Here is a 22,961-nt window from a genome sequence, read left to right on the forward strand (position 1 = left end):
GTACTATCCTCAGAATAATATCCCGTGTGCGAAGGAGCGATACGATGTCTGCCTATAAAAAGATGCTTGTTGCGATTGACCTGACAGAAGAAGCCCCACAGGTACTGGACAAGGCAAAGGCCATAAGCGAAGCCCATGGTGCGGAGCTGATGCTGGTTCATGTGGTTGAGCCTGTCGGCTATGCCTATGGTGGCGATATTCCGATGGATCTGACCGAGCTACAGGACCAACTCGACAAAGCAGCTCGCGAGCAATTGGGAACCTACGGCGACAAATACGGTGTGGCCAAAAACAACCAGGTGGTGACAGTCGGGCGCCCCGAGTCCGAAATCCACAGGCTTGCGAAGGAACAGGAAGTAGACCTTGTGATCGTTGGCAGTCATGGCCGGAAGGGTTTTCAGCTTTTGCTGGGCTCCACCGCAAACGGGGTTCTGCATGGAACCGAATGCGATGTTCTGGCCGTTCGCATTCACTAAGGCTTGACCAACAAAAAGGCCCGGGGTGTGGACCCGGGCCTGCTGAGAACGAAAGCCGCGATCAGCCCCCTTCCCCCTCCATTTTCGCCTCAAGTTTGCGAAGCTGACTTTCCAGCGAGAAACTGACACTCGAGGCCATCGAGAAGAAGTTCAGTAGTGCCTTCAGATTGCTGTCACCCTTGCAGACTGAGTGTATTCTCTGCCACAGGGCCTGATTCACCAGTTGTAGCCTCTGATTCCTCTCCACCAGCCCCTTCAATTCCCAGTCTGGGGTCTGATGATTCCGTTTCGCGAAGTATTGCTGCAACAGGTAATGGGAAACGCTGCGCATAATGAATTCATCGGTGTTTGCAAACGGCAGGTGATGAACCGCCATGGGCTTGAGCTCTGACAGAACCGGGCACCCGCTGGTCGCCATTTTCAGCCCGAGCAACGATCGAAGTGCCTCCTCAAGCGCCGTCTGCTTCTCATAGCTTCGACGATCATCGGTTACCTTCACTTCCACCTTCTGGTAGGCATCCTCATCCCGAAAGGCCTCCACAACCGGCAATATCTCGGTTGCCGCGGGACAGTGGGAGGATTCGGAAACCTTCAAAGGACAGTTGCTACACTGGCAATGTTCCAGCTGTGTCCAGGACGGAAGTTTTCCGGAAGGCCGGGACGGCTTGTCCGTTACTTTAAACTCAACCCTACGGCCGTCCTGAAATCTGAAATCGTAATGTACATTCATTGATTTGCCTGTTCTTCCAGCTCCATCCACCGCTCAATGACCTGCTCCAAACGGTTTTCCTTTTCCGTCAATGCTTCCAGAGTGGCCGAGACTTCATCCGGTGGGCCTGAATAAAAATCAGCCTGGGAAATTTTTTCCTGCAGGCCGGCGACTTCCTGCTCAAGCTCCTCGATCTGCCCTGGTAACTGCTCCAGCTCGAGCTTGAGCTTGTAACTCAGTTTCACGGGCTTGCCCTTTTCAGGTTCTGCCCGCGGTTTTGCGTTCTCTGCCGGTTTCTTTGATACGACCTTTTCGGTGCTACCGGATGTCTTGCCGTTTTTATCCTGCTTGTCCGGCCGGTTACCCGTGGCTTCTGAGGGGAAGCAGCCGCCCTGCCGACGCCAGTCCGTGTAACCGCCAACGTACTCACGCACTTTGCCCGAACCGTCCAGGAAAACCGTTTCGGTGATCACATTATCGAGAAACTCACGGTCGTGACTGATCACGATCACTGTGCCGGCAAATTCCGCCAGCTGTTCTTCCAGCAATTCCAGTGTTTCAACGTCCAGATCATTCGTCGGTTCGTCGAGCACCAGGATATTCGCGGGCTTGCTGAAGAGCTTGGCCAGAAGCAACCGGGCCCGTTCGCCACCAGAAAAAACACTGACCGGAGATCTGGCTCGCTCCGGGGTAAACAGGAACTCCTGCAAATAGCCGAGAACGTGTTTGCTCTGGCCATTGATGTCGATGAACTCCCGACCCTCGGACAGGTTATCCAGTGCGTTCCGTGTCAGATCCAGCTCGCCTCGCAGCTGGTCGAAGTAAGCAACCTGCAGATTGGTTCCCAGACGAACAGAACCCTCGGTTGGTTCCAGGTCTCCCAATAAAAGCCGAACAAGGGTGGTCTTGCCCGTGCCGTTCTCGCCAACGAGCCCGATCTTGTCCCCGCGAAGGATGGTAAGATTCATATCTCTTATTACCGGGGTGCCATCCGGATAGGCAAAGCCCGCGTCCCTGGTTTCAACCACCAGCTTGCCAGACCGCGCCGCGTCCTCCACTGCAAAGCTGGCGGTTCCGCCCCGCACACGACGCTGCCTGTGCTCCTCACGCATGGCCTTCAGGGCACGAACACGCCCCATATTACGAGTCCTGCGAGCCTTGATGCCCTGCCGAATCCAGGCCTCTTCCTGCTTGAGGCGCTTGTCAAACAGCGCGTTCTGCCGTTCTTCTTCCTCCAGCGCTTTTTCCTTAAGGTCCAGGTAGCGGTCGTAGGTGGCAGCGAAGCTCACCAGCTTCCCGCGGTCCAGCTCTACAATCCTGGTCGCCATCCGCCGGATAAACGCCCGATCATGGCTGACAAACAACATGGCGCCGCGAAATTGGCCAAGGGCCTCCTCCAGCCAGGCGATTGCCGGAACATCCAGGTGGTTCGTGGGCTCGTCCAGCAACAGTATGTCCGGATCGGCAACCAGCGCCTTGGCCAGCAAAACCCGGCGCTGCCAACCGCCGGACAGAGTATTCAGCGTCTGGTCCGGATCAACGCCGTACTGACCGAGAATGGTGGTGACTTTCTGGTCAAGGCGCCATCCGTCCAGAGCCTCCAGGCGCTCCTGAACCTTCATCAGCCGGTCGAGACTCGCCTCATCGGCCTGCTGGGACAGCTGATGAAATTCAGCGAGCAACTGGCCCGTTTCCGGAAAGGCACCGGCGACAACTTCATAGGCGGTACGGGTATCTTCCGAGGGCAGGTTCTGCGGAAGCACCGCCAGCACGGCCCCGTCATCGAGACGAACAACGCCACCGTCGGGTATCACTTCCCCACTGACAATCTTGAGCAGGGTCGATTTTCCCTCGCCGTTTCGTCCCAGCAAACACACGCGCTCGCCGGCATCGATAACCAATGAGGCCTGATCCAGCAGCGGGTGCATTCCATAAGCCAGGGAAACTGAGTCCAGCGTTAACAGTGGCACGTTTGGTTCTACTCCGATTGGTTGGCAGTAACGGGATCACCCACCCGAATAATGCCCGGTGATTCATGAATGGCGTTCTGGCCGAAGATGACGCCCTCCTGGGTTCTGCGATAGCCGGAGAGCGTCCTCAGGGGCTGCAGGGCAGCATCCTTCTGGCCCGTGGAAGGATCCACGGTGGTCATTACACAGCGCGAACAGGGCTTTACGATGCTGAGATGGTTGTCGCCAACGCTCAGGCTCTGCCACATATCTTCATCCCAGGCCCCTGCCCCCTCAACCACAATGTTGGGGCGGAATCTGCGCATCTCCACGGGCGCCTCAAGCCGGGTATTCAGCTCTGCCAGGGAGGCGGTATTGGTCACCAGAAAGGGGAACCCGTCGGCGAAACCCACCCGGCGGTAGTCGTTGACCCGGCCTGCATCAACGCGGCGAAAAGAGCTGTCCGGCATAAAAACCAGGCGAACAGGCTTACCGCAGAAACGGCTCAGGGCAGCATTCGCCTCGGGCAACCCCGCCAGGGCCTTGACCCAGTCTCTCCAGACCAGAACCCGAACCTCTTCATCTGAGACACTCAGGACAAACTCGCCCTCATCGGGAATGCTGATCGCGACCCGGTCACCTTCCAGACGGGTTCCGACACGGGCAAGTTCCGGGTGCTCCCTCTGGGTAACAAACCGGCGGTCGTCATCCACGATCATCCATCGACGATCCCCAACCGGCCCGAAATCATCGGTATTAAAACTGGTCACTTCAATTCCAGACAGGGATTTGACGGGGTACACGAACAGCGAATGGACCTTCATGGCGGGCAGCCTCCCAAAGAATCAGGATACGCAACAGGCTGCTGAGTATACCTGACCACACACCCTGGCGCCGAGTTTGGAGATGCCCGAAAACGAAAAAACCCGGACCTTTTCAGGACCGGGTTTTCTGAATCTGGAGCGGGAAACGAGATTCGAACTCGCGACCCCAACCTTGGCAAGGTTGTGCTCTACCAACTGAGCTATTCCCGCAATGCTGTTCGGCTGTTGCCGACGACGGAGGCGTATTCTACGGATCCCGACGGAACCGTCAACCACTTTTTTTAAGGTTTTTTCCTGCCAGTGTCCGGTTATCACATTTCAGGAATCCGGAACTGTGCAGCCACTCCTGATCCGGATAGTACTTGAACACCAATTGCCCCCCCTTAAGGTTGTCGACAACACGCTTGATGATCTGGTTATCAACGGCCGGGCACCCGTGACTACGCCCGATGCGGCCGTATTTACTGACCCAATCATCATTCACGTAATCCGCCCCATGTATAACGATGGCGCGCTGCCGGGCAAGATCGTTGATCCCGGGCTCGAGACCATCCAGCCTGAGCGAATAGCCGTGCTTGCCGTAATAGGATTCCCGGGCCTGGAAAAGCCCGATACTGGACTGGTAACTACCTTCCACGTTGGAGAAAGCGGTCGATTTGAAATTCCCGGAATTTTTGCCGTGAGCAACCAGGTCCCGAAGCAACAGCTCGCCCTTCTCCAGATCGAAAATCCATAGCCTTTCCTGACTGGACGGCAACGAGAAATCAATCACCGCAAGCCGCTCGGGCATCTGAACACCACTGGAGACAGCGCAGCGAGAGGCGCTGATTGCGGTCCTGAGGACCTTTGTATCGAGCTTTGGAGCGGCGGCACTCAGGCGACCGAAAAGGTCGTCGTCCAGAGAGGCGCCAACCGATGAGAGTGGTAGCCACGCCCAAAAAGCCAGTAGCAAGCCTGCGGGTAAAAGCCGCCGCGTCTTTTTCATTCCAGATCCCCGGTAAAATGATTGCAAGCCAAAGAAGGATCGCTATCCCGTGCAATCTCAGTGTTGCGCAGTTTATCAGGGAAAAGTGCCAACCCCGTCCGAATGTACGTTTTCTATACAAAACTTTAAGGAAAGAGCGATTGCGCTACTGGCCGAAACGGCGACCACCGGCCAGGTACTCCCTCTCTTCCGCCGTTGAGGTTCTGCCGAGTGCCTTGTTGCGGTGAGGGAATCGTCCGTACTTTTGAATGATCGCCCGGTGATCCTTTGCGGATTGCAGAAAGCTACCCATGAAATCGGAAAGGATTCCTTCCGTTGATCGCGCCAGTTGCTCGTAGCATTCCACGGACATGTCCTGGTCGTCCTTGAGTTCCGAATGCTGGAGCGGCATGTAGAGAAACGCTCTGTGCACGGGCGGTAGCATCGTATCCTGCCCTTTCTGCATCGCTTGCCGGCATAGCTTGCGCGCCTGGCGATCCTGATCAAACGCCATGGCACCGCCGCGGAAGATATTCCGCGAAAACTGGTCAAGCAGAATGATCTCGGCAAGTATACCGCCGGCCTCACTCCGCCAATGGTCCAATCCCTGCTCGGAAGCAAACAACACCATTGAAAGGAAGCGACGGCGTATCTCCTGGTCAAACCTGCGGTCCGATCGAAACCACTTGTTCCGGTGGTCGCTGTCTGGCAGCCCATGTTCGTCAAGTTCGCCAAACCAGAAATCCAGAATCTCTTTCCAATCGAACATTCACCGTCACCCTGTTACTTTAGATGGTACCGGCCCTCTCTCATGAGGCCGGCTTTCCCGACTTACGACAGGCCCTAACAAATTGACTACTTCAGGAGCGGCAATGAGCAGCCCCCGCATTATTCTGTTGGCACATGGAAGCAGTGACAAGCGCTGGTGTGAAACCTTCGAAAAGCTTGCAGCGCCGACTCTCGCGTCTGTCGACAACGCCAAGGTCGCCTATATGGAACTGGCGGAACCATCCATTGATACGATCATCATGGAAGGTGTGGCTGAGGGCATCACCGAGTTTACAATCGTTCCTTTGTTCCTGGCGGCCGGCCGCCACTTGCGAAAGGATGTTCCAGCAATGATCGAAGAACTCGAAAAAGCCCACGGCGTATCCATTCAGCTGGCGCCTCCGATTGGCGAAAACCCTCTCCTGGGAGAGGCAATTCGCGATGTTGTTATGCTTCAACTGGAAGAGACACCCGCCTGAACCGGGCGTTCTGAGACAGCACCACAGGCCCGTGCGCGACAGGAGTATCGATTATGTCGAAAAGGATTCTGATTACCGGAGGAACCGGGTTTATTGGCCACGTGCTCTGCCGTGAATTATTGGCACGGGATTACGAACTGACGGTTTTCAGCCGGCAACCGGCCGAAACGGTCAAATCAAGCTGCGGACGGGTCGAGGCAATCCGTGATCTGCAGCAGCTTCGCTCTCACTCCGGATACGATGCCGTTATCAACCTTGCCGGAGAAGGTATCGCGGATAAACGCTGGTCGGAGTCCCGAAAGCAGGAACTCCGTGACAGCCGCATTGGCGTCACCGAAACCCTGGTCGAGGTCATCCGAAGTTGGGATCAAGCGCCGAATGTCGTCGTTTCGGGATCGGCTGTTGGCTTTTACGGGGACCAGGGATCAGCCACGGTCACCGAAAGCACCAGCCCGAATGACGAATTTACGCATCGGCTGTGCCGCGACTGGGAAAACGCCGCCAAACCACTTTGCGATGACGGCGTTCGCCTGTGCTTCTCCCGGACAGGCGTCGTGGCAGGCCCGGATGGTGGCTTCTTGGAGCGGATGCTCCTGCCCTTCAAACTGGGACTGGGCGGACGCCTGGGTAGCGGTACCCAGTACATGCCTTGGGTCCACAGGGACGATGTGGTCAGCGCACTTATCTGGATGATGGAAAACCCGGACGCATCAGGCCCATACAATGTCGTAAGCCCGAACCCGGTAACGAACGCAGAATTCACCCGGAGCCTGGGGAGGGTTTTACACCGCCCCACCCTCTTTCCGGCACCTGCTCCGGTGCTCAAGGTGGCTCTGGGTGAAATGGCGAGGCTTCTTCTGACGGGCCAGCGGGCTATTCCGGAGAAGCTGGTCAGCCAGCAATTCCAGTTCCGGTATCCGGACCTGGATCAGGCATTGACCCAATCCGTTGCTCCAGGGGCAGCCGGACAAAAAGGATGACCCAAGGGGGCCTTATCAAGCTCCCCTGATTTTTTTCACAAAAGACGTTGACAGCGTTTCGAAGCTTTCTTAATATACGCGCCACCTCGACGAGGCAAGGTGTTGAAAACGTTGCGTCCCCTTCGTCTAGTGGCCTAGGACTCCGCCCTTTCACGGCGGCAACAGGGGTTCGAACCCCCTAGGGGACGCCAATTTTTTCTGCGCTGATGGGTCAGGGAAACCGAAGTTTCCCGACTTCATCGTCAAACCGGCTTATGTCCGTGCTTCCCTTCTTTTCTACCCTGGTGTCCGTGCTCCTTCTGATCTTTCATCACGAAGATGCCAACACCCACAAAAAAGCCAAGCATCAGCAGTACAGTGGCAATACCTGCGATCACAACGGCGTCCATATACATTTTGTTTCTCCTTCCGGCAATTAACTTGATTAAACTCAGGTTACGCCCGGGCCGTCCGCAAGGTATTGATCCAGGTCAACGTATTTGTCAGACCGCATGTACGCATAAATACTGAACCACAACACATTTCCTTCGATTTTTCCTGTATTTGCAAGGCATTCGAAAGAAACTGCTGCTATAGTCGGAAACAAAGGAAGTGTCCGATCTCCTAACCGGTCTGGGTGGCTGAAGTTCAAGACATGCCAAAACTGTCGACGCGTCTTCAACGTTTTCGCACAGGCTCGCCCCTGTCTTTCAGGCTGTTGGCGTGGATTCTGCTATTCAGCTCGGCCTTTACACTGGTGGCATCCGCGCTCCAGATCTACTCCGATTATCGAAAAGATCTCTCGCAAATCGACAACCGCATGCAGGTTGTAGAGTCGGGCTACGCCTCCAGCCTTGCCAGAAGCTTGTGGGCCCTGGACCAGAAGCTCCTGCAAACCCAGATGGAAGGCATACTCAGCTTGCCGGATGTGGTGCACCTTCGCTTGCGAATAGAACCCGATTCTGAACTGGTGATGGGCGAGATACCCAGGGACGCGAAAACCACCTCTCACAGCTTCAGCCTTGTCCACCAGGGCGATGAAATGTTCAAGCTGGGCGAACTGACGGTGACCGCAGACCTTGATCGCGTCTACGACGAACTGAAGCGCAAGGTGGGCGTCATTCTGCTGACCCAGTTCCTGAAGACGTTCTTTGTTTCGATACTGATTATCTGGATATTCCAGCATTTCGTTGCGCGCCATCTGACCACCATGGCGAACTACGCCCGCGACTTCTCACTGACAACAACGTCGAAGCCACTTACCCTGGAAAGGCCCAACACGCCGTCTAACCGGAATGATGAGCTCGGCCGTGTCACGGACGCCATCAACCAGATGCGTGAACGTCTCAACGCGGACATGGAACGCCAACAAAAGGATGCGGCGGAAATCCGCAAGTTTTCCAAGGCCATTGAGCAGAGCCCCTCCTCGGTTCTGATCTGCGACCGCCAATGGCGTATCGAGTTTGCCAACCAGAAATTCACCCAGTTAACCGGTTATGAGGCTGCCTCCATCATCGGCAAACACCCTGGCGCACTGGGTGACAACGACATAGAGAACCGTGATAGCCGACACTTGTGGCAGTCCATCCGCTTGCAGGTGCAACGAGTCGGAGTCTGGCAGGGTGAAGTGAACAGTGTGCGCCGGAACGGAGAACGCTTCTGGGAGCAACTGATTGTTACCCCGATCAAGGACGAGGCCGGCGGCACCACCGGGTACCTCATCCTCGGTGAGGACATCAGCATCCGGAAACGCTATGAACAGCAACTTCTGCGTCAGGCCAATTACGACATCCTTACAGGGCTGCCTAACCGGATGCTTGCCCTGGACCGGCTGAAGCTTGCACTGGCCCAGGCACGCAGGGAAAGCACGCTTGTGGGCGTCATGTTCCTGGATCTCGACAACTTCAAGCACATTAACGACACCCTTGGCCACGATGCCGGCGATAACCTGCTGATTGAGGCGGCCCGTCGAATTTCAAGTTGCCTTCGCGGTACCAGCACCGTTGCCCGCCTGGGTGGCGATGAGTTCCTCGTGATCCTGCCAGGCCTGACTGGCCCCGAGGCTTCCTCGCAGGTCGCCGAGCGTATCCTGAAGACCTTCTCGCCACCATACATACTGAATGGGCAGGAGGTGTTCGTAACGACGAGTATCGGCATCGCCATTTTCCCGACGGACTCCGACAACAGCGGTACGCTCCTGCAGCACGCTGATGCCGCCATGTACCAGGCCAAACACAAGGGCAAGAGCTCGTTTGCCCACTTCGCGCCGGAAATGACCGAAGTCTCCCATGAACGCCTGAAGATGGAGTCCAGCATGCGCAGGGCTCTGGAGCTGAAAGAGTTCGAGTTGTATTTCCAGCCCATTGTTAATACCGACTCGGGCACGCTTTGCTCGGTTGAGGCGTTGCTGCGGTGGAACAATCCGGCCATGGGCATGGTAATGCCCGATCGATTCATCCCCCTGGCCGAGGAAACCGGCCTGATTACACCGATCGGTGAGTGGGTTCTCCTGGAGGCCTGTCGAGCCGCCATGGGCTGGAAGGAAGCCACCGGGAAAGACATTGGCATTTCCGTCAACGTCTCGCCCCGTCAGTTCCGCGATCCCGGTTTTACCGAGGCTGTTATGCACGCCCTGGCGACCAGTGGCCTGGCGCCGGAACAGCTGGAACTCGAAATTACCGAACGGCTCATTCTGGACAACTCGATCGAAACCGCCGAAATCCTGCGCCAACTGGACAAAGCCGGCATCCGGTTGTCGGTAGACGATTTTGGTACGGGCTATTCAGCGCTCAGTTACCTCAAGAGCTATCCGTTTGATACCCTGAAAATTGACAAGTCGTTTGTTCAGGACGTCATGAAGGAGCCTGAGGACGCCTCACTGGTAAGAGCCATCATCAATATGGCTCATAGTTTGGGCCTGCGTGTTATCGCCGAGGGGGTTGAGGAAGAGGCTCAGACCCACTTCCTGAAGAAGGAAGGCTGCGACTTCTCCCAGGGGTATTTCTACAGTCGTCCGCTGCCGGCGGCGGACTTTGATGCCTGGCTGGCCAACAATCACCGCGTATAACTTGAAACCGTTGGACGCCCATTCCCATGGAAGACACCGTACTTGTCGTGAACTGCGGCAGCTCATCCCTGAAACTCGCACTGTTCAACAACCAACACAGGAAACTGGTGTCCGCTCTGGCCGAGCGCCTGGGCCAGAACGATGCATTTGCCCACATTGACGGCCAGGAAGGAACGATCCCTCTGGACGCTGGCGCCGGCCATGATCAGGCGCTAGATACACTGGTCACGGCTTTCCGGGACCTGGGACTGATGACAACGGCTCCCTCGGCCATAGGTCACAGGGTCGTTCATGGTGGTGAGACCTTCCATGAGGCCGTACTCATTGATGGCGATGTGCTCAAGGCCATTGAAAGCTGCGCAGGCCTTGCCCCTCTTCACAACCCGGTCAACCTGTCCGGGATTCGGGCAACCCTGGCACAGTTTCCCGATGTACCGCAGACGGCCGTTTTCGACACCGCGTTTCATCAGACCCTGCCCAGACGGGCCTTCCTCTATGCGCTTCCAGAGGCCTGGTACCGCGACTGGGGGATCCGGAGATACGGATTCCACGGTACCAGTCACGCCTTTATGGCATCAGAAGCCGCCCGTTTGCTGGACAAAACGCCGGCAACCACCTCGGTCATATCGGCCCATCTGGGCAACGGGTGCAGCATTACCGCCATCCGTGACGGAATCAGTGTGGATACCAGCATGGGCCTGACGCCACTTGAGGGTCTGGTAATGGGCACCCGTAGCGGGGATGTCGACCCCGGCCTTTTCGACTTTCTCCGCAGCAAGGGCATCGCCGCGGATGAGGTTCATCGGGTTCTGAATCAGGAGAGTGGCCTCCTTGGACTGTCCGGCCAGACGAACGACATGCGCTCACTCTGTGAACTCGCGGACCATGGCCATGAACCATCACAAACCGCTATTGATGTGTTCTGCTTCCGCCTGGCCCGCTACGTTGGCGCGATGATGGCGTCCCTGAGCCAGCTGGACGCTCTGGTTTTCACCGGCGGCATCGGGGAAAACAGCCCGCGGATCAGGGAAGAGACCATTCGCCATCTCAAACTGACGGGATTCGAGCTCAGCCGGGACCTCAACATCCATCATGGCCAATTCAGCGACGGACATATTGAAAGCCCCGACTCGCGATTTCCGGTTTTGGTGATTCCCACCAACGAAGAGCTGGTCATTGCCCGGGAAGCAGCTCGGCTTGCAGGCTCTGACATTCAGGCCTGACCCAAACGCATCATCAGGAATACCACTATGGCAAAGTGTCTCTTTTTTGCACCGACTTCCATGGACTCAGGCCTGACCTCCGTTTGCCTGGGTCTGTTGCGCGCCCTTGAACGGGTAGGCGTCAGCGTTGGCTTCTACAAACCCTTCTGCCAGGCGGTTCACCGCGCAGAATCCATGCACAACGCTGGCCAGGACTCGTCGGTGGCGTTTGTGAGGGCCAGCAGCCACCTGAACCCGCCAGACCCGATTGCCCTCAAGGAAGCGCAACAACTGCTCAACAGAGGCAAAGCCGACTACCTCCTCGAAACAGTCGTGGGTGAATACCAGAAGGTTGCCCGGGATGTGGATGTGGTGATCATCGAAGGCCTCGTCCCAGACCGCAGCGAAGCCTATATCGCCAGGCTGAACGTGGAAGTTGCCCGCAACCTCGGTTCCGAGGTAATCCTGGTGAGCACGCCCAAAGACCTGGACGCCAGGCAACTGGATGAAGAACTGGACTTCTCGTCGCGCCTGTTTGCCAGTCCCAGTGATCCGGACGTTATTGGCGTCATCCTGAACAAGGTTGGGGAGCCCGAGCAGTCGGGCCTTGAGCCTCGTTCCAACAACAACCACCCTGCCCCCGTCACTGTCGACTACCAGACCGAGTGCACGGTATTCAGCGAGGGCCGCTTTCACCTCTTAGCCGAGATTCCATGGCAGGCGGATTTGCTGGCCCCCAGGGTATCCGACATTGCCAGGGAACTCGGGTTACCGGTCCTCAATGAGGGGCAGATGCACGCCAGGCGGGTCCAGAAGGTATCGGTTTGCGCCCGTAGCATTCGGAACATGACGGAAACCCTCAGGCCTGGCACTCTTCTGGTCACGCCCGGAGATCGCGAAGACATCGTGGTGGCCACAGCTGTTGCCGCTCTCAACGGGGTTCCCCTCGCCGGCCTGATGCTGACCGGTGGCCTGATACCCGACCAGCGAGTGATCACCCTGTGCCACAGGGCCCTGGAAACAGGCCTTCCGGTTCTGGGGTCAGACGCCAATACCTATGAAACTGCTCATATGCTGGCCAACCTGTCGGCGGCCATCCCGATTGATGACCCCAACCGGATTGAAAAGGCGATGGAAGCGGTGGCAACCCGTATCGACACCAACTGGTTGCAACAGCATCTCAAGGTTGCCCGGCAGGACAGGCTTTCCCCTCCCGCCTTCCGATACCAGCTGTCCGAGCGGGCCCGGGCCGCGAATAAGCGCATCATATTGCCGGAGGGCAGCGAGCCAAGAACCGTACAGGCCGCCATCATCTGCCATCAACGCAGGTTGGCAAGGTGTGCCTTGATCGGGAATGCGGCAGAGATAAAACGGGTAGCGGATTCCCAGGATCTGGAACTGCCCGGGGATATCGAGATCATTGATCCAGGGGAGGTGCGACAACGCTACGTCGCTCCGATGGTAGAACTTCGCAAGCATAAAGGACTGACATCAGACATGGCGGAAGCCATGCTCGAAGACAACGTCGTTCTCGGTACCATGATGGTGGCTCTGGATGAAGCTGATGGACTGGTATCCGGTGCCATTCACACGACGGCGAATACGGTGCGCCCTGCCCTGCAACTGATCAAGACCCATGAGCATGCAAAGGTAGTCTCTTCCGTGTTCTTCATGTTGTTGCCGCAACAGGTGGTGGTCTACGGGGACTGCGCCATCAATCCAGACCCCAATGCCGAGGAACTGGCCGACATCGCCATCCAGAGTGCGGAGTCTGCGGAAGCCTTTGGTATCGAGCCGCTGGTCGCCATGATCAGTTACAGCACCGGAGAGTCCGGCAGCGGCCAGGATGTCGAGAAAGTCAGGGAGGCGACGAGGATCGCTCGCGAGCGCAGGCCGGATCTGCTGATAGACGGACCACTCCAATACGATGCAGCGGCCATCGAAAGCGTCGCAAGAAGCAAGGCGCCGGACAGCAAAGTTGCAGGCAAGGCAACGGTCTTCGTATTCCCGGATCTGAACACCGGCAATACCACTTACAAGGCGGTTCAGCGAAGTGCCAATGTGGTCAGTGTCGGGCCAATGCTTCAGGGCTTGCGGAAGCCGGTGAACGACCTTTCACGTGGGGCTCTGGTGGAGGATATCGTGTTTACGGTTGCGTTAACCGCTGTGCAGGCCAAGCAGGTGGAAAGTGCGGGGCCGGACCATGAATAAGTCCTGAGCCCGGCCACTCACTCAGCGCTTGAGGCTCTTCTGACGCTGTTTTTTCGGACGACGGCCTTTCTTCTCGTCGTTGTCCTTCTTGACCTTCTGACGCGGAGTCAGCCGATCCACTTTGCCGGCAAACGGATTTTCACCCGATTTGAACTCGAAGCGGATTGGTGAACCCGTTACCTTCAGAACCTTACGGAAGGTATTCTCAAGATATCGTTTGTATGCGCCAGGCAGGGAATCCACTTGGTTACCGTGAACCACAATCACAGGGGGGTTGGAACCGCCCTGGTGCGCGTAACGCAGCTTGATCCTGCGACCGTGCACCATGGGTGGCTGATGCTGGGCAATAGCATCCTGCAGAATCGCAGTCAGGCGGTTGGTTGGCCATTTCGCCATCGCGGACTCATAGCAGGCTTGCACCGACTCATACATCACGCCGACGCCGGAGCCGTGAAGCGCCGAGATATAGTGCTTATCAGCGTAATCCAGAAAGTCGAGGCGACGCTGAACCTGTTCTTTCACCCGGGCGCGGTCTTCCGGGTCCATGCCGTCCCACTTGTTGACGGCAATGACTAGCGAGCGGCCGGCATCCAACACAAACCCGATCAGGTGAAGATCCTGATCAACCAGACCTTCCCGGGCATCAATAACCAGGATAACCACGTGGGCGTCATCGATCGCCTGCAGCGTTTTTATGATGGAGAACTTCTCCACCACTTCGCTGACATTCTTTCTTCGACGGACACCGGCGGTATCAATCAACGTGTATTGGCTGCCCTGGCGCTCGTAGGGTATATAAACGCTGTCCCTGGTAGTGCCAGGCATGTCATAAACCACCACACGGTCCTCACCGAGCATGCGGTTGACCAGTGTGGACTTGCCCACGTTCGGCCTGCCTACCACGCCAATGCGGATGCCGGGGTAGCGATCTGCACGGTCCTCTTCTTCCCGCTCCTCTTCAGAGGGCAGCAGGATTTCAAGCATGGAGCGGATTCCGCGGTTGTGGGAGGCTGCGATCAGGAACGTGGATTCAAAGCCAAGGCTGTAGAAATCCGACGCGGCGATGTCCGGATCTTGTCCATCGGTCTTGTTCACGACCAGATGCGCCTGCTTGCCCGAGCGGCGCAGACTGTCTGCAATCAGCTCATCGCCTGCAGTAAGGCCGGCCCTGCCGTCCACCAGGAATAGCACGATGTCCGCTTCTTCTACCGCCTGCATTGACTGGCGGGCCATTTCAAGATCAAGGCCCCGCTCGTCACCGGTAAGACCACCGGTGTCTATGACGATGAAGCGCTGCCCCTCGTAGCTGCCCTCACCGTATTTGCGGTCACGGGTAAGCCCCGGAAAGTCCGCAACCAGGGCATCCCTGGAACGGGTCATCTGATTAAATAATGTCGATTTGCCGACGTTAGGGCGTCCGACAAGGGCAATAACTGGGGTCATAATGGGGGATCAATCCTGCGGCTTAACCTGGAATACGGCCATCTTTCCGCTGTTGCCAAAAACCAGCAGGTTACCATTGGCGAGGCGCTGTGCCGGTACGCGGATACCCTCATCGTCGAACTCCAGCTGGCCAACCAGCTTGCCATCCTCACGGTCAATGACATGCAGGTAGCCTTCAAAATCGCCGACCACCAGATAGTCTTCATAAACTATTGGCTGGGTCAGCTGCCGCCAGGCCAGACGATCCTGGGTCCAGACTTCCCGACGATCAGAGCCTCTCAGAGCAACAATGTCGCCATTGGCCGAGGCCAGATAGATCTCGCCGCCACCAATCATCGGGGAATAGAGGCTGGATGCCTTCCGGCTCCAGATCTCCTGCCCGGTACGAATATCAACGAGGGCAAGTTTGCCCTGGTAGCCAACCACCATGACGGCGGTCTCAATGACCAGGGGCTGCCCCGTCACGTCAACCAGCCTTTCAAGCTCGGTGCGCCCCTGAGGCTGGCCCACTTCATACTGCCACATGGGTTGCCCCGAGGCTGCCGCCAGAGCGATCAATTTGCCACTGGCAAAGGAGGCAATGACAACGTCTCCACCGACCAGCGGCGCCGCAGCAGCCCTCATGGACAGAACCGGAACCGTGCCGTCGTACTGCCAGAGTTTCTCACCATCGGTGGCACTGAATCCCAACACCTTGCCGTCCGTCGTATGGGCCACCACCAGGGAGCCGTTGGACTGGGGCGACGACAGTACTTCGGTGGGCAGCGACTGGCGCCACAGCTCGGAGCCGTCCTCACGGGATAGCGCCACCAGATCGGCGTTCTCGGTGGTCAGATAGAGGTTCTGCCCATCGCCACCGAGGCCCGAGAAGATGCGCTCTTCAAATTCAGATTCCCAGACAACCTTGCCGGAATCCGAGGCCACGGCGTAAATCTCACCATTCGCCGATGCGGCGTAGATCAGATCCCCGGTATTCAGAGGTGCCAGGTAGAGAAAATCACCATCATGACCGTCGCCCACGGACATGCTCCAGACTCTCTTGAATTCGGCAGACGCCTCAATCTCGGGAACCGGAACAGGTTGTTCGAAAGTATCCGTGGTGCTACACCCGGAAAGTGCCGCCAGCATTGCCAGCGCCATCAGCAGTCCGCGTTTTGAGATCCTGTCGCGGATAACCGGCATCAGGCATCCTCCCCGACACCGAGGTCTGCCAGTTTCAGTTCCAGAATACCGCTACGACCCTGCTGGCTCTGCTCACGGGCAGCAAGATAGGCCTCACGTGCGCCCTCCCGGTCGCCCTGCGCCAACAGGATGTCGCCACGGAGCTCGGAGTACATGGCATCAAACGCATCGGCATTACCGGCGCCGTCGATGGTGGCCAGAGCATCTTCGTACTGGCCTGAGGAAAACTGGGCGCGAGCCAGACGATTACGGACCACAAGCGCCAGTGCCTCATGCTCTCCGGTTTTTTCCAATGCCCACTTCAGGGAATCAATGGCGGCTTCGGCGTTGCCCTCCTGCATCAACTGCTGACGGGCGAGGATCAGGTTACCGTAGACCGCATAGGCGCTATCCGTGTAGTCCTCCCGCAGGGTCTGCGCGACGAAAGCGACGGTCTCGCCGCTGGTTTCATCGGCCTGGTCACTAAAGGCATTGAGGAGGTTGGCAAACTGGTTGGCTGCCTCGGTGCGTTGCTGCGCCTGATGGTTCTGCCAAGCCTGCCAGCCGAACACAATGGCCAGGGCTGCACCAATGCCGATCAGCAGAGAACTGCCGTTTTTCTTCCACCAGTCCTTGATCGCCTGGACCTGTTCTTCTTCGGTGCGCAACTCTGCCATGGGGACTCCTGTTGTCGAATTTTTGCTTTTGTATCAGTAAATTTGGTCAGATTCAGTTGGCCAGCGCCGCTGCCAGAGTGTCCGCAAGCTTGTCCTGGGCGATCTCCGCCTGCGGCTCGTCGGCTCGCAAGGGTTTAAGCCCGGCGGTGCCGTTGGCCACTTCGTTCTCGCCCAGAATCACCGCGTACCTGGCACCACTGCGGTCTGCCTTTTTCATCTGGCTTTTGAAACTGCCACCGCCACAATGGGAAACAATCACACGCTCTGGCAGGGCTGCCCGGAGCTGTTCAGCCAGAACGAGCGCAGGCGCCAATGCGCCCTCGCCCATCGCCGTTACGTAGACATCGGCATTGCTGTTTACGTGCTCAGGAACCAGTTCCAGCGTTTCCAGCAGCAGGATAAGGCGCTCAAGGCCCATTGCAAAGCCCACTGCAAAGGTCGGCTTGCCACCCAGCTGTTCCACCAGGCCATCGTATCGACCACCTGCACACACCGTACCCTGGGCGCCGAGGCTGTCGGTAATCCACTCGAACACCGTCTTGCCGTAGTAATCGAGGCCCCGCACCAGCGCTGGATTCACTGAATAATTCACCCCTGCAGCCTCAAGAAGCGCCTTCAGGCGCTCGAAGTGCTCGCGGGATTCTTCGTCGAGATAGTCGTCAAGGCTGGGCGCGTTTTCGAGGATTTTCCGCGTGGAAGGATCCTTGCTATCCAGAATGCGCAGGGGGTTCGATTCGAGGCGACGCTGGCTATCGGCATCCAGGTCTGCCTTGAACTGACCGAGGTAATCCACGAGGGCGGACCGGTAAACCCGACGGGACTCCGACGTTCCGATGGAATTGATCTCAAGCCGGGTATGCTCGGCAAGCCCAAGCTCTTTCCAGAGCCTTGCCGTCAAGATGAGCAGTTCGGCATCAATGTCCGGACCGTTCATGCCAAAACATTCCACGCCAATCTGATGAAACTGGCGATAGCGGCCTTTTTGCGGACGTTCGTGCCGGAACATCGGGCCGGTGTACCAGAGACGGCGGGTCTGATTGAACAGAAGACCGTGCTCTTCGGCGGCCCGAACACAACCGGCGGTGCCCTCCGGGCGGAGGGTCAGACTGTCACCGTTGCGGTCTTCAAAGGTGTACATTTCCTTTTCGACGATGTCGGTCACTTCACCAATCGAACGCTTGAACAGATCGGTCTGTTCCACAATCGGCATGCGGATTTCCTGGTAGCCATACTGGGCCAGTACTCTGCGAACCGTGGATTCCACAAACTGCCAAACCGGCGTCTGCTCCGGCAGGATATCGTTCATCCCGCGAATTGCCTGAATCTTTGCCAATGTTAACCCTTAACTTTTTCTGGATGGTTATGCCGGGAACTGGAAACAATCAGTTGTCTGACCGGGCAATAATCGAATCTTCCTGTTCCTTGCGCCGTGCCACTTCCTCGCGAATCAGGCGCTCCAGATCATCCGTCAATGTCGCGTTGTCCAGCTTCTGGTTCGGCTTTCCCGCCATGTAGAAGAGGTTCTTGGGGCTCCCGCCGGTAAGTCCGAGATCCGCCACTTTCGCCTCACCCGGACCGTTTACGATGCACCCGATGATCGCCACATCCAGAGAATCGTTTACATCCTCCAGACGAGCTTCCAGATCATTCATGGTCTGGATGACATCGAAATTCTGCCGGGAACAGCTGGGACAGGCGATGAAGTTTATACCGCGACTGCGCAGGCGCAGGCTCTTCAGTATATCGAAGCCCACCTTGATTTCCTGCACGGGGTCCGCTGCAAGCGATACCCGGATGGTGTCACCGATGCCGTCCATCAACAGCATGCCAAGGCCAATGGAGGACTTCACGGTTCCGGATCTCAAACCACCGGCCTCGGTGATGCCAAGGTGCAGGGGCTGCTCAATCTGCTGGGCAATCTTACGGTAGGCATCGACCGTCATAAACACTTCCGACGCTTTCAGGCTAACCTTGAAATCCTGGAAGTCATGACGATCCAGGATATCGATGTGGCGCATGGCGGACTCCACCAGCGCGTCTGCCGTCGGCTCGCCATATTTGCGCTGGAGAGACTTCTCCAGCGAACCGGCGTTCACACCAATGCGAATGGGAATGTTGCCGTCCCGGGCCGCACTGATCACGGCACTGACGCGGTCATCGCGGCCGATATTGCCAGGATTGATCCGGAGACAGTCAACACCCAGTTCTGCTACCCGAAGAGCGATTTTGTAATCGAAGTGGATGTCGGCAACCAACGGCAGGGAAACCTGCTCCCGAATCTTCCCGAACGCCTCAGCGGCGTCCATGGACGGAACGGAAACACGCACTATGTCCGCACCTGTCTCCTGCAATGCCTTGATCTGGCCAACGGTGGCCTCTACGTCACAGGTTTCGGTGTTGGTCATGCTCTGCACCGCAATCGGCGCGTCACCACCCACAGGAACATTGCCCACCATGATCTGGCGGGATTTGCGTCTGATAATCGGGGAATCCTGTTTCATGTCTTACTGACCGATATGGAAAATTTGATCAAATTTCAGATTGTCAGGGTGAATTCTGACCGGTTGTTAACAACCCGGTAGCCACCGATATCCACTGGCTCGCCCTGGAAACGGATGGATTCAACCGCATCGACTGCGCCAATCACAACCCTCAAGGGCGTCGGCCCCTCGATATCAATCAGATCCCCGTTACGCTGGAGCGAATTCACCAGGCGGTTACCGGCTGCGTCACTGATCTGCACCCAACAATCGTCACTGAAGCGAATCTGGAGTCGACCGTTGTCCGAAGCATCCGACAGCCCATTCGGGTCTTCCAGAACCGGCTCGGGGGTCTGGACGACCGCAGGAATCTGATCGGTAACAGGCTCGGTTGCATCAGCCGCGCCATCGTCCGTAGCCAGTGTGTTTTCAGGCAACTGATTTTCACCAACGTCAGTTTCAGGCGCTTGAGCCTCAGTTTCTGTTTCAGACTGCTGCACGGTAGGCGCCTCCGCCTCCATAACTGCCGATTCCGACTCTTCAGCACTGGCAACAAGCACAGGTTCGGAGCGCTCTGGCTCGGCCAACGCAGCCGATTCCTCGGCTTCAGCAGGAGCAGGCTCCTCCGGCACTGATTCCGGTTCTGTCGTCGGCTCGGAAGGCGCCGGGCCCTGTGAAGGAGCCAGAAAGGTGAAAGCAAGGTATCCGGCAATGCCCAGCACCACCAGGAAAAACAGAGCCTTGGCAAGCTGACGTTTACGACGTCTGCGACGTTCGATGTCTACCAGCGGATTGGCTTCCTGCTCCTGTTCCCGCTGTTGCCGAATGGGTTCCAGTTCCTGGTCGAGGTCGGCAATCACTGCATCTGCGTCCAGCCCAACCTGTTTTGCATAAGCCCTGACATACCCTTTCAGAAAGAGTTCACTGTCAATCTGGCTGTAATCTCCCGACTCGATCGCCTGGATTACCGAAGGACGCAAATGCTGCGCTGCTGCGACATCACCGGTACTCAGACCGGTTTTCTCCCGTGCCTTTTGAAGCTGCCGCCCTACGGGCTCCTTCATAGCTGGCTGTGAGTTTTCTTCAGTTGCCATTAGAAATCAGCACCTTATATTGTTGGTATTCGACTGACTCCGGAAATTTGTTTCTGAGTTGAAGCGCAAGGCTCGCCTCCTGGTTTTCATCACTGTAGAAGCGGGCAATGCGGATTCCGGTAAGAAGGCTCTCCGGTGAGTGGACCAGACGCTGATTTCGCTGCATCAATGAAATCAGTCGCGAGTAATAGCGTGCCGCGTCGTCGTAGTCGCCAGTCTCTACGGACACCCGGGAGAGCGCCAGCAGGGAACGTGCATCGCCTCGTGTCAGCTCCACTGCGCGGCGATAGGATGTGGCCGCAGCTTCCAGTTCTCCGAGGCGCTCCTGGGTCATGCCCAGGTTAAAGAAAACCGAGCCGCGATCCTGATAACCGGTATCCCGGGACGCAGCACGGAATTGATCCCGCGCGTCTTCCATCCGGTTCTGGCCGAACAGGAAAGCTCCGTAATAAACCCGCGCCCGTGTGTACCCTGGATCCTCGGAAATAGCCTGTTTGAAATTACGCTCAGCCAGTTCTGGCTCACCCTCGGCGTTATAGACAAGCCCCATCGCAGCCCTGGCGCCCGGGTCATCTGAATCCAGTTTCAATGCCCTGTCGAGGTGATGGCGTGCACGTTCAAGATTGCCCTGCCCAATATAGGCCGTGGCAAGTTTCACATAGTTATCGAGCGCTTCCTGCTGATCTGCTTCCCGTGAAAACCGACTGTCGGTAGTGGTAACGCAACCTGTAACCAGCAGGGTCAGCAACAGGGTGGCCAACACGAATGAACGTCGGTTTGCTGGTGGTGTTATCACGGGTGTCCCCTTCCTCGATTGGGCTGCAAGACGTATCTGGTTCAGGGATTCACCTGCTGAACCTGAATATACCGCTGACTCCGCCGGGTTCTGTCCTCGACCCGCCCGACCAGTTGCCCACAGGCGGCGTCAATGTCATCGCCCCGCGTGGTTCTGATGGTGGTGATGTAGCCAGCTTCGTTAAGAACGTTCTGGAACCGCCGCGTGGCATTCATACTCGGTCTCCGGAAATCGCTCTCCGGAAACGGATTGAAGGGAATCAGGTTGATCTTGCACGGAAGATCCCGCAACAGCACCGCCAGTTCCCGGGCGTGCTCGGGCTGATCGTTCATCCCCTCGATAACGGTGTACTCGATTGTAGCCTTACGCTTGTCTGGCAAACGGGCGAAATACCGCTTGGTGGCCGCAAGCAGCTCTGAGATCGGGTACTTTTTATTCAACGGAACCAGTTTGTTACGCAGTTCATCATTCGGGGCATGCAGGGAAATGGCCAGTGAAACATCGGTAACTTCCGACAGGCGATCCAGCGCGGGCACCACGCCAGAGGTACTGAGGGTCACCCGGCGCTTGGAGATCCCGTACGCCAGATCCTCCATCATGAGGTTCATGGCGTCCACGACATTGTCAAAATTGAGCAGGGGCTCGCCCATGCCCATCATGACCACGTTGGTAATCGGCCGATCGGGGCCCGGCTCAAACGGCATGAAGGCCTTGCGCGCAACCCACACCTGGCCAATGATTTCCGCCGCAGTCAGATTACGGTTAAAGCCCCGCTTGCCGGTGGAGCAGAAGGTGCAGTCCAGGCTGCAACCAATCTGTGAGGAAACGCAGAGTGTGCCGCGTTCGCCATCGGGAATCAGTACCGTCTCCACGCTGTTGCCGTTATCCATGCGCATCACCCACTTGCGGGTGCCGTCTTTGGAGGTTTCGTCGTACACCACCTCAGGACCACGGATCTCGGCAACCTGCTTCAGCTTTTCCCGAAGCGCCTTGCTCATATTGGTCATTTGATCGAAGTCATCGGCGCCACGCTGATGGATCCACTGCAAAACCTGAGTGGCACGGAAACGCTTCTCTCCCAGGGACTCGAAGAAGGCCTCGAGCTTTGCTTTTGGCATTCCCAGGAGATTGGTTTTTTCAGCGGCCGCTGTCATTTCATAACCTCGATCAGATAATCAATTCGGAGGCGACCGGATGATCGCCCCCGATCAACGCAATCAACCCCTCGGGCAGATCTCGTTGTCATTGAAGAAGTAAGCGATTTCGCGCTCGGCAGAAGCCGCGGAATCAGAGCCGTGAACGGCGTTTGCGTCGATGGACGATGCGAAATCAGCGCGGATAGTGCCCGCCTCGGCTTCTTTCGGGTTGGTCGCGCCCATCAGGTCACGGTTTTTAAGGATCGCGCCTTCACCTTCCAGAACCTGCACAACCACCGGACCGGAGGTCATGAATGCAACCAGGTCGTTAAAGAACGGACGCTCTTTGTGCTCTGCGTAAAAGCCTTCTGCCTGCTCCTGGGTGAGGTGCATCATCTTGGCAGCAACGATGTTCAGCCCAGCTTTCTCGAAGCGGCTGTAAATTTCGCCGATCACGTTCTTTGCGACCGCGTCGGGCTTGATAATCGAGAGCGTGCGCTCAGTTGCCATGGTATTTCTCCAGTTTGTGGATGGTTAAAATTCTGGCCTGCGATTATACGCAGTCC

21 protein-coding genes and 2 tRNA genes are annotated in these 22,961 nt (G+C 57.1%); 7 read left to right on the forward strand and 16 right to left on the reverse strand.

Annotation, left to right across the window (positions count from 1 at the left end; genetic code table 11):
• Positions 1–44 precede the first annotated feature (44 nt).
• On the forward strand, positions 45–476 hold the full coding sequence (locus MDHKLMBL_RS14015; RefSeq protein WP_008174363.1) for a universal stress protein: 432 nt from the start codon (positions 45–47) through the stop codon (positions 474–476).
• Between the two features lie 61 nt (positions 477–537).
• Here the strand turns inward: MDHKLMBL_RS14015 and MDHKLMBL_RS14020 are convergent, their stop codons facing one another.
• From MDHKLMBL_RS14020 to MDHKLMBL_RS14045, 6 genes are all read right to left on the reverse strand, one after another.
• Positions 538–1,206 (reverse strand): DUF6901 family protein, encoded by a 669-nt coding sequence (locus MDHKLMBL_RS14020; RefSeq protein WP_092032840.1) that lies wholly within the window; start codon positions 1,204–1,206, stop codon positions 538–540.
• Positions 1,203–3,155, reverse strand: coding sequence for an ATP-binding cassette domain-containing protein (locus tag MDHKLMBL_RS14025; RefSeq protein WP_104271064.1), 1,953 nt, complete (start codon positions 3,153–3,155; stop codon positions 1,203–1,205). The genes MDHKLMBL_RS14020 and MDHKLMBL_RS14025 overlap by 4 nt, the downstream gene beginning before the upstream one ends.
• A gap of 8 nt (positions 3,156–3,163) precedes the next feature.
• Positions 3,164–3,958: an MOSC domain-containing protein gene (locus MDHKLMBL_RS14030; protein ID WP_053115027.1), complete on the reverse strand. Its 795-nt coding sequence runs from the start codon at positions 3,956–3,958 to the stop codon at positions 3,164–3,166.
• Positions 3,959–4,092: 134 nt separating this feature from the next.
• A tRNA-Gly gene (locus MDHKLMBL_RS14035) sits at positions 4,093–4,168 on the reverse strand.
• Between the two features lie 58 nt (positions 4,169–4,226).
• Complete coding sequence (locus MDHKLMBL_RS14040; protein ID WP_008174355.1) at positions 4,227–4,943, reverse strand: murein L,D-transpeptidase catalytic domain family protein; 717 nt, start codon at positions 4,941–4,943, stop codon at positions 4,227–4,229.
• 145 nt (positions 4,944–5,088) lie between these two features.
• Positions 5,089–5,691 (reverse strand): DUF924 family protein, encoded by a 603-nt coding sequence (locus MDHKLMBL_RS14045; RefSeq protein WP_014576916.1) that lies wholly within the window; start codon positions 5,689–5,691, stop codon positions 5,089–5,091.
• A gap of 103 nt (positions 5,692–5,794) precedes the next feature.
• Between MDHKLMBL_RS14045 and MDHKLMBL_RS14050 the strand changes: the two genes are divergently transcribed.
• The 3 genes from MDHKLMBL_RS14050 to MDHKLMBL_RS14060 all read left to right on the forward strand — a co-directional run bounded on the left by MDHKLMBL_RS14050 (position 5,795) and on the right by MDHKLMBL_RS14060 (position 7,340).
• Positions 5,795–6,169, forward strand: coding sequence for a sirohydrochlorin chelatase (locus MDHKLMBL_RS14050; RefSeq protein ID WP_104271065.1), 375 nt, complete (start codon positions 5,795–5,797; stop codon positions 6,167–6,169).
• Positions 6,170–6,222: 53 nt separating this feature from the next.
• Positions 6,223–7,149 (forward strand): TIGR01777 family oxidoreductase, encoded by a 927-nt coding sequence (locus tag MDHKLMBL_RS14055; protein ID WP_104271066.1) that lies wholly within the window; start codon positions 6,223–6,225, stop codon positions 7,147–7,149.
• Between the two features lie 115 nt (positions 7,150–7,264).
• Positions 7,265–7,340, forward strand: a tRNA-Glu gene (locus MDHKLMBL_RS14060).
• A gap of 51 nt (positions 7,341–7,391) precedes the next feature.
• On the opposite strand, the gene ccoM is transcribed toward MDHKLMBL_RS14060, so the two are convergent.
• Positions 7,392–7,544 carry a cytochrome c oxidase subunit CcoM gene (gene ccoM / locus MDHKLMBL_RS21395; RefSeq protein ID WP_167450405.1) on the reverse strand — a complete coding sequence of 51 codons (153 nt, stop codon included), beginning with the start codon at positions 7,542–7,544 and terminating at the stop codon, positions 7,392–7,394.
• Positions 7,545–7,783: 239 nt separating this feature from the next.
• Here ccoM and MDHKLMBL_RS14065 point away from each other — a divergent pair, with 239 nt between their 5' ends.
• From MDHKLMBL_RS14065 to pta, 3 genes are read left to right on the forward strand one after another with little or no spacing between them, the layout of a single operon-like run.
• Complete coding sequence (locus MDHKLMBL_RS14065) at positions 7,784–10,195, forward strand: bifunctional diguanylate cyclase/phosphodiesterase (protein ID WP_104271081.1); 2,412 nt, start codon at positions 7,784–7,786, stop codon at positions 10,193–10,195.
• 26 nt (positions 10,196–10,221) lie between these two features.
• Positions 10,222–11,418, forward strand: coding sequence for an acetate/propionate family kinase (locus tag MDHKLMBL_RS14070; protein WP_104271067.1), 1,197 nt, complete (start codon positions 10,222–10,224; stop codon positions 11,416–11,418).
• 27 nt (positions 11,419–11,445) lie between these two features.
• Positions 11,446–13,608: a phosphate acetyltransferase gene (pta, locus tag MDHKLMBL_RS14075; RefSeq protein ID WP_104271068.1), complete on the forward strand. Its 2,163-nt coding sequence runs from the start codon at positions 11,446–11,448 to the stop codon at positions 13,606–13,608.
• A gap of 21 nt (positions 13,609–13,629) precedes the next feature.
• Here pta and der read toward each other — a convergent pair whose 3' ends face one another.
• The 9 genes from der to ndk form a co-directional block, all read right to left on the reverse strand.
• Positions 13,630–15,051 (reverse strand): ribosome biogenesis GTPase Der, encoded by a 1,422-nt coding sequence (gene der / locus MDHKLMBL_RS14080; RefSeq protein ID WP_053115020.1) that lies wholly within the window; start codon positions 15,049–15,051, stop codon positions 13,630–13,632.
• Positions 15,052–15,060: 9 nt separating this feature from the next.
• Positions 15,061–16,233, reverse strand: coding sequence for an outer membrane protein assembly factor BamB (gene bamB / locus MDHKLMBL_RS14085; RefSeq protein ID WP_053115019.1), 1,173 nt, complete (start codon positions 16,231–16,233; stop codon positions 15,061–15,063).
• Positions 16,233–16,889, reverse strand: coding sequence for a YfgM family protein (locus tag MDHKLMBL_RS14090; RefSeq protein ID WP_053115018.1), 657 nt, complete (start codon positions 16,887–16,889; stop codon positions 16,233–16,235). The genes bamB and MDHKLMBL_RS14090 overlap by 1 nt, the downstream gene beginning before the upstream one ends.
• Before the next feature lie 52 nt (positions 16,890–16,941).
• Positions 16,942–18,222, reverse strand: coding sequence for a histidine--tRNA ligase (gene hisS / locus MDHKLMBL_RS14095; RefSeq protein ID WP_075267707.1), 1,281 nt, complete (start codon positions 18,220–18,222; stop codon positions 16,942–16,944).
• 49 nt (positions 18,223–18,271) lie between these two features.
• Positions 18,272–19,390: a flavodoxin-dependent (E)-4-hydroxy-3-methylbut-2-enyl-diphosphate synthase gene (ispG, locus tag MDHKLMBL_RS14100; RefSeq protein WP_092032831.1), complete on the reverse strand. Its 1,119-nt coding sequence runs from the start codon at positions 19,388–19,390 to the stop codon at positions 18,272–18,274.
• Between the two features lie 35 nt (positions 19,391–19,425).
• Positions 19,426–20,463 carry a RodZ domain-containing protein gene (locus MDHKLMBL_RS14105; protein WP_008174331.1) on the reverse strand — a complete coding sequence of 346 codons (1,038 nt, stop codon included), beginning with the start codon at positions 20,461–20,463 and terminating at the stop codon, positions 19,426–19,428.
• The gene (pilW, locus tag MDHKLMBL_RS14110) at positions 20,453–21,226 is read right to left on the reverse strand and encodes a type IV pilus biogenesis/stability protein PilW (protein WP_008174329.1); all 774 of its coding nucleotides are present in this window, start codon (positions 21,224–21,226) and stop codon (positions 20,453–20,455) included. Before pilW ends, MDHKLMBL_RS14105 begins: the two co-directional genes overlap by 11 nt.
• Positions 21,227–21,300: 74 nt before the next feature.
• Positions 21,301–22,413, reverse strand: a complete 1,113-nt coding sequence (gene rlmN / locus MDHKLMBL_RS14115) for a dual-specificity RNA methyltransferase RlmN (protein ID WP_092032828.1) — start codon at positions 22,411–22,413, stop codon at positions 21,301–21,303.
• Between the two features lie 63 nt (positions 22,414–22,476).
• Positions 22,477–22,905 carry a nucleoside-diphosphate kinase gene (ndk, locus tag MDHKLMBL_RS14120; RefSeq protein WP_008174325.1) on the reverse strand — a complete coding sequence of 143 codons (429 nt, stop codon included), beginning with the start codon at positions 22,903–22,905 and terminating at the stop codon, positions 22,477–22,479.
• Positions 22,906–22,961: the final 56 nt, after the last annotated feature.

The sequence above is a fragment of the Marinobacter flavimaris genome (assembly GCF_002933295.1).
Taxonomy (GTDB): Bacteria; Pseudomonadota; Gammaproteobacteria; order Pseudomonadales; family Oleiphilaceae; genus Marinobacter; species Marinobacter flavimaris.